At 61.6% G+C, this 12,958-nt stretch carries 23 protein-coding genes and 1 other RNA gene; 23 read left to right on the forward strand and 1 reads right to left on the reverse strand.

Annotation, left to right across the window (positions count from 1 at the left end):
• Positions 1-2: 2 nt before the first annotated feature.
• Positions 3-800, reverse strand: coding sequence for an XRE family transcriptional regulator (locus P2G62_RS06710; RefSeq protein ID WP_275734111.1), 798 nt, complete (start codon positions 798-800; stop codon positions 3-5).
• A gap of 134 nt (positions 801-934) precedes the next feature.
• Between P2G62_RS06710 and P2G62_RS06715 the strand changes: the two genes are divergently transcribed.
• The 23 genes from P2G62_RS06715 to P2G62_RS06825 all read left to right on the forward strand — a co-directional run bounded on the left by P2G62_RS06715 (position 935) and on the right by P2G62_RS06825 (position 12,957).
• Positions 935-1,228, forward strand: a complete 294-nt coding sequence (locus P2G62_RS06715; RefSeq protein ID WP_275734112.1) for a helix-turn-helix transcriptional regulator — start codon at positions 935-937, stop codon at positions 1,226-1,228.
• On the forward strand, positions 1,225-1,533 hold the full coding sequence (locus P2G62_RS06720) for a hypothetical protein (RefSeq protein WP_275734113.1): 309 nt from the start codon (positions 1,225-1,227) through the stop codon (positions 1,531-1,533). The genes P2G62_RS06715 and P2G62_RS06720 overlap by 4 nt, the downstream gene beginning before the upstream one ends.
• Positions 1,520-1,645, forward strand: coding sequence for a hypothetical protein (locus P2G62_RS06725; protein ID WP_275734114.1), 126 nt, complete (start codon positions 1,520-1,522; stop codon positions 1,643-1,645). Before P2G62_RS06720 ends, P2G62_RS06725 begins: the two co-directional genes overlap by 14 nt.
• Positions 1,645-1,896: a hypothetical protein gene (locus P2G62_RS06730; protein WP_275734115.1), complete on the forward strand. Its 252-nt coding sequence runs from the start codon at positions 1,645-1,647 to the stop codon at positions 1,894-1,896. Before P2G62_RS06725 ends, P2G62_RS06730 begins: the two co-directional genes overlap by 1 nt.
• Before the next feature lie 112 nt (positions 1,897-2,008).
• A complete protein-coding gene (locus tag P2G62_RS06735) occupies positions 2,009-2,290 on the forward strand; it encodes a hypothetical protein (RefSeq protein ID WP_275734116.1) in 282 nt (93 codons plus the stop codon).
• Complete coding sequence (locus P2G62_RS06740) at positions 2,287-2,562, forward strand: hypothetical protein (protein ID WP_275734117.1); 276 nt, start codon at positions 2,287-2,289, stop codon at positions 2,560-2,562. Before P2G62_RS06735 ends, P2G62_RS06740 begins: the two co-directional genes overlap by 4 nt.
• An 89-nt stretch (positions 2,563-2,651) precedes the next feature.
• Positions 2,652-3,452, forward strand: a complete 801-nt coding sequence (locus tag P2G62_RS06745) for a ParB N-terminal domain-containing protein (RefSeq protein WP_275734118.1) — start codon at positions 2,652-2,654, stop codon at positions 3,450-3,452.
• Positions 3,452-3,916 carry a hypothetical protein gene (locus tag P2G62_RS06750; protein ID WP_275734119.1) on the forward strand — a complete coding sequence of 155 codons (465 nt, stop codon included), beginning with the start codon at positions 3,452-3,454 and terminating at the stop codon, positions 3,914-3,916. Before P2G62_RS06745 ends, P2G62_RS06750 begins: the two co-directional genes overlap by 1 nt.
• Entirely contained in the window at positions 3,913-6,183 is a 2,271-nt protein-coding gene (locus P2G62_RS06755) for a Mu transposase C-terminal domain-containing protein (protein ID WP_275734120.1), read from the forward strand. Before P2G62_RS06750 ends, P2G62_RS06755 begins: the two co-directional genes overlap by 4 nt.
• A 38-nt stretch (positions 6,184-6,221) precedes the next feature.
• The gene (locus P2G62_RS06760; RefSeq protein ID WP_275734121.1) at positions 6,222-6,995 is read left to right on the forward strand and encodes an AAA family ATPase; all 774 of its coding nucleotides are present in this window, start codon (positions 6,222-6,224) and stop codon (positions 6,993-6,995) included.
• A complete protein-coding gene (locus tag P2G62_RS06765) occupies positions 6,995-7,588 on the forward strand; it encodes a hypothetical protein (protein WP_275734122.1) in 594 nt (197 codons plus the stop codon). The genes P2G62_RS06760 and P2G62_RS06765 overlap by 1 nt, the downstream gene beginning before the upstream one ends.
• The gene (locus P2G62_RS06770; RefSeq protein WP_275734123.1) at positions 7,573-7,956 is read left to right on the forward strand and encodes a hypothetical protein; all 384 of its coding nucleotides are present in this window, start codon (positions 7,573-7,575) and stop codon (positions 7,954-7,956) included. The genes P2G62_RS06765 and P2G62_RS06770 overlap by 16 nt, the downstream gene beginning before the upstream one ends.
• Positions 7,940-8,185, forward strand: coding sequence for a hypothetical protein (locus P2G62_RS06775; protein WP_275734124.1), 246 nt, complete (start codon positions 7,940-7,942; stop codon positions 8,183-8,185). The genes P2G62_RS06770 and P2G62_RS06775 overlap by 17 nt, the downstream gene beginning before the upstream one ends.
• Positions 8,178-8,828 carry a DUF3164 family protein gene (locus P2G62_RS06780; protein WP_275734125.1) on the forward strand — a complete coding sequence of 217 codons (651 nt, stop codon included), beginning with the start codon at positions 8,178-8,180 and terminating at the stop codon, positions 8,826-8,828. Before P2G62_RS06775 ends, P2G62_RS06780 begins: the two co-directional genes overlap by 8 nt.
• A gap of 71 nt (positions 8,829-8,899) precedes the next feature.
• A complete protein-coding gene (locus P2G62_RS06785; RefSeq protein ID WP_345799264.1) occupies positions 8,900-9,178 on the forward strand; it encodes an HU family DNA-binding protein in 279 nt (92 codons plus the stop codon).
• Positions 9,178-9,277: hammerhead ribozyme type II (locus P2G62_RS06790), an RNA gene on the forward strand. Before P2G62_RS06785 ends, P2G62_RS06790 begins: the two co-directional genes overlap by 1 nt.
• A gap of 7 nt (positions 9,278-9,284) precedes the next feature.
• Positions 9,285-9,527, forward strand: coding sequence for a hypothetical protein (locus P2G62_RS06795; RefSeq protein ID WP_275734126.1), 243 nt, complete (start codon positions 9,285-9,287; stop codon positions 9,525-9,527).
• Positions 9,524-10,159, forward strand: coding sequence for an HNH endonuclease (locus tag P2G62_RS06800; RefSeq protein WP_275734127.1), 636 nt, complete (start codon positions 9,524-9,526; stop codon positions 10,157-10,159). The genes P2G62_RS06795 and P2G62_RS06800 overlap by 4 nt, the downstream gene beginning before the upstream one ends.
• Positions 10,156-10,584 carry a regulatory protein GemA gene (locus tag P2G62_RS06805; protein WP_275734128.1) on the forward strand — a complete coding sequence of 143 codons (429 nt, stop codon included), beginning with the start codon at positions 10,156-10,158 and terminating at the stop codon, positions 10,582-10,584. The genes P2G62_RS06800 and P2G62_RS06805 overlap by 4 nt, the downstream gene beginning before the upstream one ends.
• Positions 10,577-10,993 carry a hypothetical protein gene (locus P2G62_RS06810; RefSeq protein WP_275734129.1) on the forward strand — a complete coding sequence of 139 codons (417 nt, stop codon included), beginning with the start codon at positions 10,577-10,579 and terminating at the stop codon, positions 10,991-10,993. The genes P2G62_RS06805 and P2G62_RS06810 overlap by 8 nt, the downstream gene beginning before the upstream one ends.
• The gene (locus tag P2G62_RS06815; protein ID WP_275734130.1) at positions 10,990-11,616 is read left to right on the forward strand and encodes a hypothetical protein; all 627 of its coding nucleotides are present in this window, start codon (positions 10,990-10,992) and stop codon (positions 11,614-11,616) included. Before P2G62_RS06810 ends, P2G62_RS06815 begins: the two co-directional genes overlap by 4 nt.
• The gene (locus P2G62_RS06820) at positions 11,609-11,971 is read left to right on the forward strand and encodes a helix-turn-helix domain-containing protein (RefSeq protein WP_275734131.1); all 363 of its coding nucleotides are present in this window, start codon (positions 11,609-11,611) and stop codon (positions 11,969-11,971) included. Before P2G62_RS06815 ends, P2G62_RS06820 begins: the two co-directional genes overlap by 8 nt.
• Positions 11,972-12,042: 71 nt before the next feature.
• Positions 12,043-12,957 carry a peptidoglycan-binding protein gene (locus P2G62_RS06825; protein ID WP_275734132.1) on the forward strand — a complete coding sequence of 305 codons (915 nt, stop codon included), beginning with the start codon at positions 12,043-12,045 and terminating at the stop codon, positions 12,955-12,957.
• Position 12,958 lies beyond the last annotated feature (1 nt).

Consider the following 12,958-nt stretch of genomic DNA (forward strand, 5'->3'; position numbering starts at 1 on the left):
CCTCATGGTGTTCTGCAAAAGTAGACGACGCGGCCGACCACGCGCAGCTGATCGAGGCGATCGGCTGATACCGTCTCTGGCGGATACATCGCGTTGTCAGATACGAGCTCGAGGGCGGCGTCGAGGCGGCGGCGGGCGCGTTTTACCAGAAGATCATCGGCGACGTTGATCACATAGATGCAGCCGTTGCGCACGTCGGTCTGGCTGTGATCGACGACGAGGATCGACCCATCTGGAATTGTGGGCTGCATCGAATCGCCATGGGCCCAAATGATCGTGCAGCGTTCAGGGCTCGCCCCAAGATCCGCCAGGAATGACCGATCGAACGCGATCTGTTCGACGACGGCTTCGGTCGAAACGGTGGCGCCATAACCAGCCGAAGCGCGCACTTCATATGCGGGAAGATTGATCAGATCCCGTTCACTTCTGAGATTTTTCGAAGCAGCCGCGAGTAAAGCACCCGATCCAGACGCAACATCTACATCGTCAGAGTTGGTTACCCCTGTGTTCGCCGAGAGCCGCGCCACAACATCACTAGGCCTTAAGAACATCTCACCTTTTCCTGAGACGAGCCAATTCATGTTCACATCATACCTGTCGCTGTAATGCTTGAGGACGTTCGCATCAGGCGTGCGCTCCCCTCGCTCATAAAATGCAATTGTATTCTTTGAAATACTGAGGGCGTCAGCGAACTCCGAGCGATCAGGATCGCCAAGGCGACGCCGTATCTCCCTAAGCCTCTTCGCCAATGGAGTAGCTGGTTCTACCTCAGGTCGCGCCAATGTCCCACCAATATCCACAATTGCACTTTACTAAAGTGCAATTGTGGTGTTATCCATTTCATAAGCCGCCACCTATTGGTGGCGGCTGTTGTCACACGCAGTTCTGAAAAAAGCAGATGCGCCAACATCTGCCCTCAACAGGAGACCAACCCATGGGAGCACCCTGGACGAAAGCCAGGATCAAGTGTGCCCTCGAAGAGGCCGGCATGACCCTTACGGGCCTTGCCGAACTCCGGGGCATCAATCCGACGCAAATGCGGAACGTCTGGACCCGCACCTGCCGCAACGCCGAAGCCGCGATCGCCGAGTTTCTCGACGAGCCGGTGGCGGAGCTTTTCCCGGACCGTTACCCCAAAAGGCGGTCTCGTATCCTTTCTGCCGAGAATGAGGCCCTGATCGCAAGGGAAAAAGCGCGCCGCGCCGCTGACAATGAGGCCGCGGCATGACCGGGATTTCGTCCAAACTCCCCGCCGTTCTTGACGGTAGCTCGGGCGGGTTCCAGCGCGCCGCCGGCGACATTGGTGAAGCGATTGCGCTGCTGCGCGGCGCGGCCAAGCAGGATCCGGCCACGGTGGAGCGCATCTGTCAGAGCCTGCACGGGATCCGTGGGTTCCTGACGCTCGAAGCCGCGGCGCAATCCTACCGTGAACAAATCAGCGGCGATGCGGTGGTTTCCGAGGTGGTCACCCAGATCATGCAGGCCCCTCGCGTGGCGATGCCGGTGATGGAGGTCGAACATGCGCATGCGTGACCTCGAGATCACGATAGAGGATGTGATCGGCGCCATTGCGATCGTGGTGACGCTGATCGCGGGGCTCTTCATCGGCGGAGGGCTCGGCGGTTGCGCCGGGTTGGGGCTGTGATGGAAGACGTCATTCTTGATCAGGCCCCCAAGGCACGTTGGGCGCGCGCGGTGAACAGCCTGCGCGCGGCGCGCATGGCTAAGCCCCTGATGAAAGACCTGTCATTGCCGCAACGTCGGCGCGACGAGGCAACGATCGTCTATTCGCGCGCGCTCGATGATCTGGCCGACACCCTCGGCCTGATGCTGGAAATCGGGGTTCTCGAGGAGGTCGGTGACTTCCTTGAGATCAGCTACGGAGGGCGCGTGTAATGAGCGACCATAAATTCCCGCCCGGATGGTGGATTGGCTTCGCATTGCTCATCGGCGCTGTCTGTTGGGCCCTTCTGGGCCTTGCCGTATTTCTGTTCTGCGGGGGGCTTTGATGATCGGTATGCACCACTGCCGCTCTCCCCGCCGCCCGTCCAAAGAACAACGGCTGCGCGAGGCGGCCGCTGTGGCCCGCGCCCTGAATGCACTGCGCACGAGCGAAGAGCTTGTCCATGCCTTTACCCGCGGCTGCGCTTCCGAGGTTACAGCCATTGGGGGTGGGTATCGCGCGCGCGCCTTCGGGTTTACGGCCACCTCGACGGCGGGTCGCTATCAGGCCGTGCGCAACTGGATCGATCAGGTCTTGCTGAAGGCCGGAGCGGAGGGCTGCGCATGAGCCGTATCGCTGGAAAGCAGCAGCTTGGCCCGCGCGTGGTGACGATCACGGTTGAAGGCAGGTCGCGCTGGCGCGTGGTCGGCCTCGACGCGCCCAGTCCAGACTTCCCAAACAAGCCTGAGGCTGAGCGCCATCTGCACCGTGAACTGGCCTCGATTCCTGCCGCGCGGCGCTTGCAAGAGCGGTCCTGCCTGCGCTGCGGAGTGACGTTCAAGAGCCAGGGGTTTCATCACCGCATGTGCGAACGCTGCCGGTCACACGCCGAAATTTGAAGATCAGTCGCGCCCGGGAAGCTGGCGCGAACAACGACATAAACAGGCATATTATGGCGAATTCTGACACCCTCACCCTGCCCCTCGACATGATCGACGTGCCGAAAAACCGGGCGCGCGGCTTTGATGCCGCCGCAGCCGAGGCGCTTGCTGCGATCATTGCCGAGCAGGGCCTTATGCACCCGATCCGGGTGCGGCCCAATGGCGAGCGTTTCATGCTGATCGCGGGGCTGCACCGCCTTGAGGCGCACCGGATCAACGGCGCTGAAACCATCGCGGCCACGCTCTCTGAGGCCTCGAATGATGATGAGGCCCGCCTTGAGGAGGTGATGGAAAACCTTGGCCGTGGCGAGCTGATCGCGCTCGACCGCTGCCAGCACCTTTATGAGCTGAAGGTGGTCTATGAGCGGATGCACCCGGAGGCGAAGCACGGCGGAGATCGGAGCAAGAGCCAAAGTTTGGCTCTTGGTTCGGAACGCCCGGAGATCTTCGGTTTTGCCAAGGCAACGGCGGCCAAGATCGGGCTGAGCCAGAGCGCCATTAAAGCCGCCGTCAAAATCTGGACGGACCTGACGCCTGCTTCCCGCCTGCGCCTGATCGGCACCAATCTTGCCCGCAAGCAGACGGAACTGAAGGCGCTATCGGAGCAAAAGCCTGCGATGCAGGCGAAGATCCTCGAACTGATCGAAAGCGAAGAGCATCCGGCGGTGCAGAACGTTGCCCAGGCGATTGCCCACCTTGAAGGCACGCTGCCCGTGACCGCAGTCGAGCGGATGGTGCGCACGATCCGCACCGGGCTGAAGGAGTTGCCCGACGCCAGCTTCGATTTGCTGGTAGCCGAGAACGAAGAGCGCATTCTGGCCTCTCTCAAGCGCACGGGTCGCATCTGATGGCGCGGCCCCGCGATACGTTGACCGGAGATCTGTTCTCCTGGCAGCCGCCGACGGTGGCAGTCGGCTATTCGGCCGAGGTCACCGGGCGCGGGGCGCTGGATAATCGCATTGCGCGGCTCATTGGACATGCGCTGCGCGATGCCCGCGAAGACGGCATGAGCCGGGCCGAGGTGGCGCGGCGCATGACAGACTGGATCAAGAGGCCGATCAGCGAGTCGATGCTGAACAAGTGGTCTTCGGAAGGCTCGGAAGACCACCGCATTCCGCTCGATGCCTTCATCGCGCTTGTTCAGGCTACCGGCAATAAGCAGCTGCTTGGCTTCGCGCCCGGAGAGTTCGGCCTGACCGTGATCGAAACCGAATATGCTGAACTGATCGAGGCGCATCTGCTCGATGAGCACATTGAGGAGCTGCAGGCCCGCCGTCAGGTTCTTTCTGCCCGCAGGAGGGCACGTCGATGAAAGACCTTTGCACCCCTTCGCAGGAGTTCTTCAGCGCGCGTGAACTGGCCGAAATGGCGCGTGATCGCAAGGTGATCGGGTTCCCGGCCACCAAGAGCGGGGTGATCCGCCATGCGCGTCAAAAGGGCTGGGATGATCTTGGCCAGAGCCTGTGCCGCAAGCGCCTGGGGCGCGGTGGTGGGCTCGAATACCATTTCTCGCTCTTGCCGCAGGCGATGATCGACGGGCTGCATATCACCGCAATCGGCACTCAGCTTCAGGCGCGGCAAGAGACGCAGGCGCTCGAAGATCGCCGCAAGATCGAGGCCCTGCGCGCGCAGGTCTTGCCCGCCCGCGCCCGTGCCGTGATGGAAGCGCGCTCTGAGGTTCTGCTTGCGATCGATGGCTATGCGATTTCGCAGGGGGAAAAGCGCGCATGGGCAATCGCGCGCTTCCTCGAGGCTCAGGAGGCATGGTCAGAGCGTCAGGAACTGGAAGCGCGCCGCGATGCCCACCTGCCGCTCACCGAGCGCGACAAGGCACGCCTCGCGCTGCCGCTTTTGCTGACGACGATCCCTGGATTTGGGCTTTCGATCGAGCGCCTCGTTACGGCCAACGATCGCAAAGAGTGCCCTCAGGTGAAGCGCGCCACGATCTACGACTGGTTCAAGGCGCGCGATGAGCGGGGCGTGATCGCCTTGGCCCCGACAGCAACGAAGGCGCAGCAACCGATCCCGGCAGCGTTTTTTGACTTCCTGCCGTTCTATGCCATGCCGACGAAGCCGTCACTCGCGGCCGCGCACCAAGAATACCTGAAGGACGCCGCCAAGCACGATGGGGTCCAGCGCATGACGCTGAGCCTGTCGCAATGTGAGTACATCGTGCGCACGCGGCTGAGCAATGTGGAGAAGATGGTGGGCCGCGAAGGCTTCCTGACGCTGCGCTCCCGTTTGCCCTATGTGACCCGCACCTTCGACGACATGCTGCCGACCACGGTCTACAGCGCCGACGGCAAGACCTTCGACGCTGAGGTGGCCGATCCGGTGACGAAGAAACCAATTCGGCCAGAAATCACCACCGTCATCGATGTGGCCACCCGCCGGATCGTCGGGATCTCGCTGGCTCGCTCGGAAAACCAGCGCTCCGTTGCCGAGGCGCTGCGCAATGCCTGCACCTCTGGCGGGATCTGCGCGATCTTCTACGTGGACCGTGGCCCCGGCTATCGCAACGAAGCGATGGATGCGGATGTTGCGGGCCTGATGGGGCGCCTTGGCATCACAAAGATGCATGCCAAGGCCTATGGCAGCCAGGCGAAGGGCGTGATCGAACGCCCGAACGCCACGGTGTGGGATACGCTGGCAAAGCGCCTACCCACCTATATCGGCAAGGACATGGACAAGGAGGCGGGCGACCGCATCCACAAGCTTACCCGCAAGGAACTGAAGATCTTCGGGGAGTCGAAGGCGCTCCCGAGCTGGGAAGAGTTCGTCCGCCTGTGCTGGGCCATGGTCGATGAGTATAACGCCAAGCCACACACGAGCTTGCCGAAATTCGAAGACCCGGAGACCGGCAAGAAGCGCCATATGAGCCCGGATGAATTCTGGAAAGCGCACGACGCCAATGGCTTTGAGCCGGTGCCGGTAGACGCCGACGAAGCTGATGACCTGTTCCGCCCCTACGAAATTCGCACCGTGCGTCGCGCCGAAGTGGAATGGAACGGAAACAAATACTTCCACCCAAGCCTTGAGCGTCTGCACCAGGAAAAGGTCATGGTAGGCTATGACTACCACCAGGCCGACCGGGTTTGGGTGCGCAAATTCGATCGCTCGACGGGACAACCCGGTCCGCTCGTTTGCGTGGCTCAGTTCATGGCCAATGCCGAGCGCTATGTGCCGCTCAGCTACGAGCAGAAGGCGCAGGAAACCCGCTCGAAAGCGCGCCTCGCCCGGCTTGGACGCAAGGTCGAAGATGTCGAGGCGGAACGCCAGGGCATCTACCTCATCGAGCAGGCACCGCTAGAGCCAGCCCCATTCCTCGATGCGGTTGCCCAGGAGGTCGTTGAAGCCCCTGTCGAAGCGCCCGCAGCGGTGGAGATGAGGCCTCGCCGCAAGGTGTTCAAATCCGATGAAGAGCTCGCGATCTGGGCGCTCGATCACCCGAGCGAGCTGAACCAAAACCAGATTTCCGTGCTGAAGAGCTGCCTTGGCAACCCGTCCGCGCGCGAATTGTTCCGACTGTCAGGCATCGACGTGGAGGCGCTTCGAACCCTCCTCCGCGCCGTTGCCTGACCAAACCAGAAACTTTCCGGAGATGAGGAGAGCATAGCATGAGACCCAATTTTGTCGAGACGAGCAATGTTCGCGCCTTCTATGGGGCGCTGAAGAAGGTCAACGAACGCGGTGCCGAGGAAGCCTGCCTTGTCGTCGTGGATGGCAAGCCCGGGCTTGGCAAGACCACCACCATCAACCGCTGGTGTGCCCAAACCGGGAGCGTCTACCTGCGCGCACAGAAGGGCTGGGATTACAGCTGGTTCGTCCAGGAGATGCTCGCGGAGCTTGGCGTCGACCCCGAGAGCATCCGTGGCCGCCGCAATCGCTTTGCCCGCGTTTTGGCGGAACTTGGGGATCGGGCTGAGCGCGCTGCGTTGCGCGACCAAACCTTCGGAATCGTGATCGACGAATGCGACCTGATTTCGGCGCGCGGGGAGATCATGGAGGGCATTCGTGGGATCAGCGATCTGAAGTTCCTGCCGACGATCCTGATCGGTATGGGATCGTTGCGCGACAATCTGCGCAAGTTCCCTCAGATCGAGAGCCGTTCGCCCAACAAGGTGCTGTTTGCGCAGGCCACGCTCGAGGATGCCCGCGCCCTGATCGAAGGCCGCTGTGAGGTGCCCGTCGCTCCTGATCTGGTCAATTACGTCTGGAAAGCCTCGCGTGGCTTCAACCGAGAAATCCTTGATGCGATCGCCCACATCGAACGCTTCGGAATGCGCGTCGACATCGATCAAACCGGGGTGAGCATCGATGACATGATCGGCCAGCCGATCATGACCGATCGGGTGACCGGAAAAGAGATCTTCGTGACCGGGGTGCTCTGATGGTCGATCGTCACCATCCCGGACAGGCCCCGACGGCAGTGCTGAATGCACTCGCCGCAGGAGCCTGTCGCACCATCGAGGATCTCGGGCGCGCGCTCGATCTGACTGCCCGTCAGGTTTCTGACGCGGCGAGCTGCCTGATCAGGCGCGACTACCTCGAGCGTATGGCGGCTGGATGCTACCAGCTCACCCCGGCGGGGATCGAGGCTGCGGCGCGTGGCGAGATCATCAAATCTGGCCCGAAAGCCCCGAGCGGGCGCGTGCGAGAGCAGCCCAACACCCTGCGCGAGCGCGCCTGGCGCTCGATGCGGATGCGTCGCCGGTTCACCGTGCTCGATCTGGTTGCAGATGCTGCCACCGCGAGCGACGGAAACCCGACCGACAATCTGCAGCGCTATTTGCGCGCCCTGCGTCGGGCTGGCTTCGTGGTCGAGTTCGCGCGCCGCGCCGAGGCATCTGCCCCCACGAGCAACGGCTACAAGCGCTGGATGCTCTCGCGCGACACTGGTCCGCGCGCCCCGGTCGTCTTGTCGAAGGTGCGCGCCGTTCACGACTTCAACACCGGGGAGGACGTGCCGTGCAACCTTCCCTGATCGCGCTCCAGGAGCTGGAATGGATCTCTTTGCTGCGCGCCGAGCGCAGCAAGGGAAAGTCGATTGCTCAGATCGCCCGAGAAATCGGCATGGCTCGGCCATCGGTATCGATGCTGATCAGCGGAACATACCCCGCCCGCAGCCTTGATCTGGTGACGCGCAAGCACGGTGCCGATGTGATGCGGCTTTATCGCGACCAGATGATGTGCCCGCACCTCAACCGCGGGATCTCGACCGAGCGGTGCCGAGAGCTGGCATCGGCACCGCAATCCACCTCCTCACCGGAAAAGATGCGCCAGTGGGTGGCGTGCCGCCGCTGCCCTCTCAACCCAACAAAGCAGGATGACCCCAATGGCCAAGCAAGCTGAGCCCATTCTGAGGCTGACCAACGAGACGATGATGCAGCGTGCCGCCGCCGCTCTGGGGAAGCTCGATCTCTACGGCCTTCAGCGCGGCGTCTCGATGATGAGCGTGCTCGAGATCGAGTCGATGGCCATGCTGCTCACTCAGATGGGTCTCACCCCGATCTATCCCGGCGAGACGCTGAAAACCCCCGTGTTCACAACCACCCGCAACAAGGACCAACAGAATGTCTGACCAAACACCCACCTCGGTGCCCACGGGCATCATCGAGATCGACGGAAAGCAGTACATGCGCGATGCCACTGGTGGCTTCCGCCCGATCGAGCTCATCAAACCCACCGATAAGCTCATTGACGAGCAGGTGCGCAAGATCTTCGGCTTCGCGATTGCGCTGAGCGAGCAGGTAGCCCGCTTCAAGGGCCATACCTTCGATGATCTTGGCGAGCTCGATGCGCTTCTTGCGCAGGAATATGGCCTCAAGGTCGGCGGCGCGAAGGGCAACAAGAGCTATTTCAGCTTCGATGGGCTGATGCGCGTCGAAATCCGCGTGTCCGACCAGCTGACCTTCGGTCCCGAGCTGCAGATCGCCAAAACGCTCGTTGACGAATGCCTCAACGAATGGGCGGCCGATAGCCGTCCGGAGATCCGCGCGATCGTGACCAGTGCCTTCAATACCGACAAGGAAGGCCAGATCAACCGCAGCGAAATCTTCATGCTTCTGCGTCTCGAGATCGAAGACGAGCGCTGGGTCAGTGCGATGAAGGCGATCCGCGAAGCGATCCGCGTCATTGGCTCGAAGACCTACATGCGCTTTTCGATGCGCGATGCCTTCGACACTGCCTGGCAGACCATCACCATCGACCTCGCCAAGGCCTGACTATTTCCGGCCGGGCGTTCCGGCCGGTTCATTCCGCCACGTGCGGCCCCACAGCCATAATGGAGAAAACCATGGCCAAGACTATCTCGAAATCGGACATCATCGACGCCATCGCCGCCAGCAGCGGCTTCGCGAAAACCAGCATCAAGGAAGTGATCGACGCCGCGATCGACGAGATCACCGCGCAAACGAAAGCCGGGAACAAGGTGAACCTTGCGGGCTTCGGTGCCTTCAAGCTGCGCGAAACCGCCGCGCGCACCGGGCGCAACCCGCAAACGGGTGAGCCCATCGAGATCGCCGCCAGTTCGCACCTGACCTTCAAGGCCTCGAAGCCCACCAAGAAGCCCTGACGCGAAACGTCGGAGGTTTCTGACATAGCGCCAAAGCCAATGTCAGAAACCTCCGACGTCGTCGCGGCGTGGTGGTCGCGGCCTGATGAGCAGCTGGAGGAAGAAAATGGCCAAATCGAAACTCGCAAATCTCGATGAACATCTGTTTGCCGCGCTCGAACGGTTGAGCGACGAAGACCTTTCTTCGGAGCAAATTGAGATTGAGGTCAAGCGTTCCGGTGCGATCGTCGAAATTGCAGATCAGGTCACCGAAAACGCACGGGTGAAACTCGCGGCAGCCAAGCTCTTTGCCGAGCACGGCGAAGCCGTTTTGCCGCATTTGCCGCAGATCGGGCAGGTGAAGGAATGAAAGGGCGCGCGATCAGTTATAGCGCCCTTGAGCTTGTATTCATCCAGGTTCGTGCTGACCTGCCTCGTCGTGAGCTGCATGCCGAATTCTGCCGGCATTTCGGCCGCCAAGATGTAACGCTCGATCAGCTCAAGGCTTTGTGTAAGCGGAAAGGATGGCTGACTGGTCGCTCTGGGTGTTTCCCCAAGGGGCATGTTCCGGCGAACAAGGGAAAGCAAATGCCTTTCCACCCTAACAGTGCGAGAACCCGCTTCCAGAAAGGTCAACGGCCGATCAACAAATACGATGTTGGCCATGAGACCGTTGATCGAGATGGCTATGTCCGAATTTGTGTCGATCGACCAAATCCGTGGACTGGCCATCGGACCCATATGGCTTTCAAGCACCGCGAACTCTGGGTGGCTACGAATGGGCCTGTTCCCGACGGGCATCGGCTCAAGTGCATTGATGGAAACAAGAGAAACACTGACCCGACAAACTGGGAAGCAGTGCCGATGGCCTTGGCGCCGCGGCTGAACGGAAAATACGGCCGCGGTTATGATGGCGCTCCGCCTGACCTCAAGCCGACAATCCTCGCCGTGGCGAAGCTCGAACATCGGGTTCGCGAGTTGAAGCGTGAGGCAAGGAAATGAACACCACCGCAATCATCAACATCGCCCGTCAGCAACTTGGCCTCGATGAAGACACCTATCGCGCGCTTTTGGTCCGGGTAACGGGCACCGCCTCACTGCGCATGATGTCCGAGCGCCAGAAGATCGACGTGATCGAGGAGCTGAAAGCAAAGGGGTTCAAGGTCAAGAAATCCGGTCGCACCCTGCCCGCCTCGGTAAAACCCTATATCCGCCTGATCCATGCGCTTTGGTCGAACTGTGCCCGTCTGGGCGTGATCGAGAACGGATCGCGGGAGGCGCTCCGCGCCTTTTGCAAACGCTTCGTCGCGCATGGCCACGACGGGGTTGTCGTCGATCCAGACCTGCTGAGCTATGCGCAGGCGACCCCGATCATCGAGGCGCTGAAGAAGATGGAAGCGCGTGGGAAGGCGGCCCGGAATGGATAAGCGCATTCCGAACGCCGAAATCCGCCGCGTCTGGCTCGACCAGTCTATGACATCGGCCGAGGCGGCCGAAATGGTTGGGCTGTCGCGGTTGCATCTGTGGCGGAGAGCAAAGCTCCTCGATCTGCCGTCGCGCAAGGATGGCCGCCGCCCCGTCATCCCAGAGGCGGAATTGCGTGTGCTCTGGCTTGCCGACGTCTTGGCGTCCGACATCGCGAAGCTCTATCGCTGCCCCCGCCGCTCAGTGCGGCAATCGTGCCGGCGCATCGGCTTGGCCGCGCGCTCGACGGATGCACATCACACGATCACCCTGCAGCAATTTCGTGCCTCGCTGATCAAACGTGCGAATACGCCGGGTGAGCAGCTCTCCGACGTCGAGCGCACCTTGCTTGAGAAAACGAGGCCGCAATGACCCAAAACACCAGCCCCGCCGTGATGGCCCAACGCCGTGAGGCGCATGATAGCCTGGATGATTTCCCGACGCCGCCATGGGCAACGCGAGCCCTTTGCGAATGGATCGTCCGACGCTCGATCGACAAGCTGACGGGCATGACTGCTCGGGAGCCGGCGGCTAACCGCGGGCATATGGTGCGACCTCTTCAGGAGTACTTTGGTTCCGTAGAAGCAGCCGATGTGCACGACTATGGGGCAGGGTACGCCGTGCAGGATTACCTCTTCGGCCCGGCCCCTTCTCTGGTGGACTGGACGATCACCAACCCACCGTTTCGTCTGGCGGAGCAATTTATCGATCGTGCTCTTGAGACCAGCAAGGTCGGCGTGGCGGTCATCGTGCGAACGGCGTTTCTTGAGGGCGTTGGTCGCTACGAGCGCTTGTTCCGTAATCTTGCCCCGACTGACGTGCTGCAGTTTTCAGAGCGCGTGGTAATGCATCGCGGGAAACTCTCGCCCAAGGGCAGCACTGCAACCGCCTATTGCTGGCTGGTTTGGCATTATGACCATCCAGGAAGCCAGATGCACTGGCTGCCGCCGTGCAGGAAATTCCTCGAAGTGCCGGAGGATTATCAGCATGCATGAAGATATTCCTGCCTCGCTCATCGATGTTGCAGAAACGTTCGGGCTTGGCGTTGCCCTCTCTCTCATGCAACAGTTCGGCGGTCAGGAGGTAGAGTTTCCGCGCCGCAAACCGTCTGCCGAGCTCGTGAAGGCTCTGGGCGATGATCTGGCGGGCGAACTGTGCCATTTCCTTTCCGGGCAGCGGCTTTACGTGCCACATGGTCGAGCGCGCCTGAAACGGTTAGAAGTGCAGAAGCTGAGCGAAAGCGGGCGTTGCCGTCGCGAAATCGCTGCAGTGCTTGGAATTTCACAGCGGCATGTTCGCCGCCTGGCCAACAAGCCGCCTGATCAACTCCCGCTATTCCCAGATTTCTGATGCCCCCGGACACAGGTCCGGGGGTTTTGCGTTCGCGCGCATGCGAAGCCTCGGAAAACAGAGGAAAAGTCATGCAGACCAGCGATCTTGGCGTTCGGGCGCTCATTCTCGAAGAAGGTGACGTCCTGCGGGCTTATCGCTGCCCGGCAGGAAAATGGACCATTGGCCCCGGCCTGACGGCCGCCTCTGGCGTCGTGGTTCCCAAGCCCGGAATGGTGATCACGAAGGCTGAATCCGCGCGCCTGACAAAGCTGGCTCTCGCGCGCAACTATGAGCCAGCCGTTACTGCCGCGCTTCCCGGTGCCAAGCAGCATGAATTCGACGCCGGGATTTCCTTCCACTGGAACACCGGAGCGATCCGCAAGGCCAGCTGGGTGCCGCTCTGGGTGAAGAAGGCGGCGCGGCCGCTGATCGAGGCGAAGTTTCGTCAATGGAACAAAGGCGCCGGCAAGGTGCTGCCGGGGTTGATGAAACGGCGCGAGCGCGAACTAGCAATCCTCTTCGATGCGAAATATCCGGTCAGTTCCGAGCCGAAATCCAAGTCGGTATCGGTCGCCCGCTGGGCGTTGCCGATGACCATCGTCGAGAAGGCAAACGTCGTGGCATCACTGCATGTGCTCGGATATCGCGGCGGGACCGCCGACCAGCTCCCCGCTTACGAGGTGCGGCGCTTCCAGTCCGACCATGGTCTCACCGCTGACGGGATTATCGGGCGCGCGACGCTCAGCACGCTGCAGCGGCGCCTCGATGCTGCGGCCAAGGCCAAGCCCGCCGCCGCTGCGGCTACGGCGGCCCCCGCCGCCGCCGCGGGCGGTTCGGCAACCGACATCACCGATCAGATCGCGGGTGCATCCTGGGCGCTGCCGCTGCTGGCCGGTGCGGCCGTGCTGTGGTGCGCCTGGCTGACATGGCAATATCGCGACGTGATCGCGGTGAAACTCAATGCCCGCGCCCCGAAGGTCGCGGCCTGGCTTCGGAGTCTGTAAG

It is taken from the genome of Paenirhodobacter sp. CAU 1674, assembly GCF_029222945.1.
In the GTDB taxonomy this organism is placed as follows: Bacteria; Pseudomonadota; Alphaproteobacteria; order Rhodobacterales; family Rhodobacteraceae; genus Rhodobacter.

What these genes read in the sequence shown, in the direction of transcription:
- P2G62_RS06760 (WP_275734121.1), top strand. Translation starts at nt 6,222, where the DNA reads ATGAGACCCAATTTTGTCGAGACGAGCAATGTTCGCGCCTTCTATGGG.
- P2G62_RS06720 (WP_275734113.1), top strand. Translation starts at nt 1,225, where the DNA reads ATGACCGGGATTTCGTCCAAACTCCCCGCCGTTCTTGACGGTAGCTCG.
- P2G62_RS06815 (WP_275734130.1), top strand. Translation starts at nt 10,990, where the DNA reads ATGACCCAAAACACCAGCCCCGCCGTGATGGCCCAACGCCGTGAGGCG.
- P2G62_RS06755 (WP_275734120.1), top strand. Translation starts at nt 3,913, where the DNA reads ATGAAAGACCTTTGCACCCCTTCGCAGGAGTTCTTCAGCGCGCGTGAA.
- P2G62_RS06730 (WP_275734115.1), top strand. Translation starts at nt 1,645, where the DNA reads ATGGAAGACGTCATTCTTGATCAGGCCCCCAAGGCACGTTGGGCGCGC.
- P2G62_RS06725 (WP_275734114.1), top strand. Translation starts at nt 1,520, where the DNA reads ATGCGCATGCGTGACCTCGAGATCACGATAGAGGATGTGATCGGCGCC.
- P2G62_RS06800 (WP_275734127.1), top strand. Translation starts at nt 9,524, where the DNA reads ATGAAAGGGCGCGCGATCAGTTATAGCGCCCTTGAGCTTGTATTCATC.
- P2G62_RS06795 (WP_275734126.1), top strand. Translation starts at nt 9,285, where the DNA reads ATGGCCAAATCGAAACTCGCAAATCTCGATGAACATCTGTTTGCCGCG.
- P2G62_RS06715 (WP_275734112.1), top strand. Translation starts at nt 935, where the DNA reads ATGGGAGCACCCTGGACGAAAGCCAGGATCAAGTGTGCCCTCGAAGAG.
- P2G62_RS06750 (WP_275734119.1), top strand. Translation starts at nt 3,452, where the DNA reads ATGGCGCGGCCCCGCGATACGTTGACCGGAGATCTGTTCTCCTGGCAG.
- P2G62_RS06745 (WP_275734118.1), top strand. Translation starts at nt 2,652, where the DNA reads ATGATCGACGTGCCGAAAAACCGGGCGCGCGGCTTTGATGCCGCCGCA.
- P2G62_RS06825 (WP_275734132.1), top strand. Translation starts at nt 12,043, where the DNA reads ATGCAGACCAGCGATCTTGGCGTTCGGGCGCTCATTCTCGAAGAAGGT.
- P2G62_RS06805 (WP_275734128.1), top strand. Translation starts at nt 10,156, where the DNA reads ATGAACACCACCGCAATCATCAACATCGCCCGTCAGCAACTTGGCCTC.
- P2G62_RS06775 (WP_275734124.1), top strand. Translation starts at nt 7,940, where the DNA reads ATGGCCAAGCAAGCTGAGCCCATTCTGAGGCTGACCAACGAGACGATG.
- P2G62_RS06785 (WP_345799264.1), top strand. Translation starts at nt 8,900, where the DNA reads ATGGCCAAGACTATCTCGAAATCGGACATCATCGACGCCATCGCCGCC.
- P2G62_RS06735 (WP_275734116.1), top strand. Translation starts at nt 2,009, where the DNA reads ATGATCGGTATGCACCACTGCCGCTCTCCCCGCCGCCCGTCCAAAGAA.
- P2G62_RS06810 (WP_275734129.1), top strand. Translation starts at nt 10,577, where the DNA reads ATGGATAAGCGCATTCCGAACGCCGAAATCCGCCGCGTCTGGCTCGAC.
- P2G62_RS06820 (WP_275734131.1), top strand. Translation starts at nt 11,609, where the DNA reads ATGCATGAAGATATTCCTGCCTCGCTCATCGATGTTGCAGAAACGTTC.
- P2G62_RS06780 (WP_275734125.1), top strand. Translation starts at nt 8,178, where the DNA reads ATGTCTGACCAAACACCCACCTCGGTGCCCACGGGCATCATCGAGATC.
- P2G62_RS06765 (WP_275734122.1), top strand. Translation starts at nt 6,995, where the DNA reads ATGGTCGATCGTCACCATCCCGGACAGGCCCCGACGGCAGTGCTGAAT.
- P2G62_RS06740 (WP_275734117.1), top strand. Translation starts at nt 2,287, where the DNA reads ATGAGCCGTATCGCTGGAAAGCAGCAGCTTGGCCCGCGCGTGGTGACG.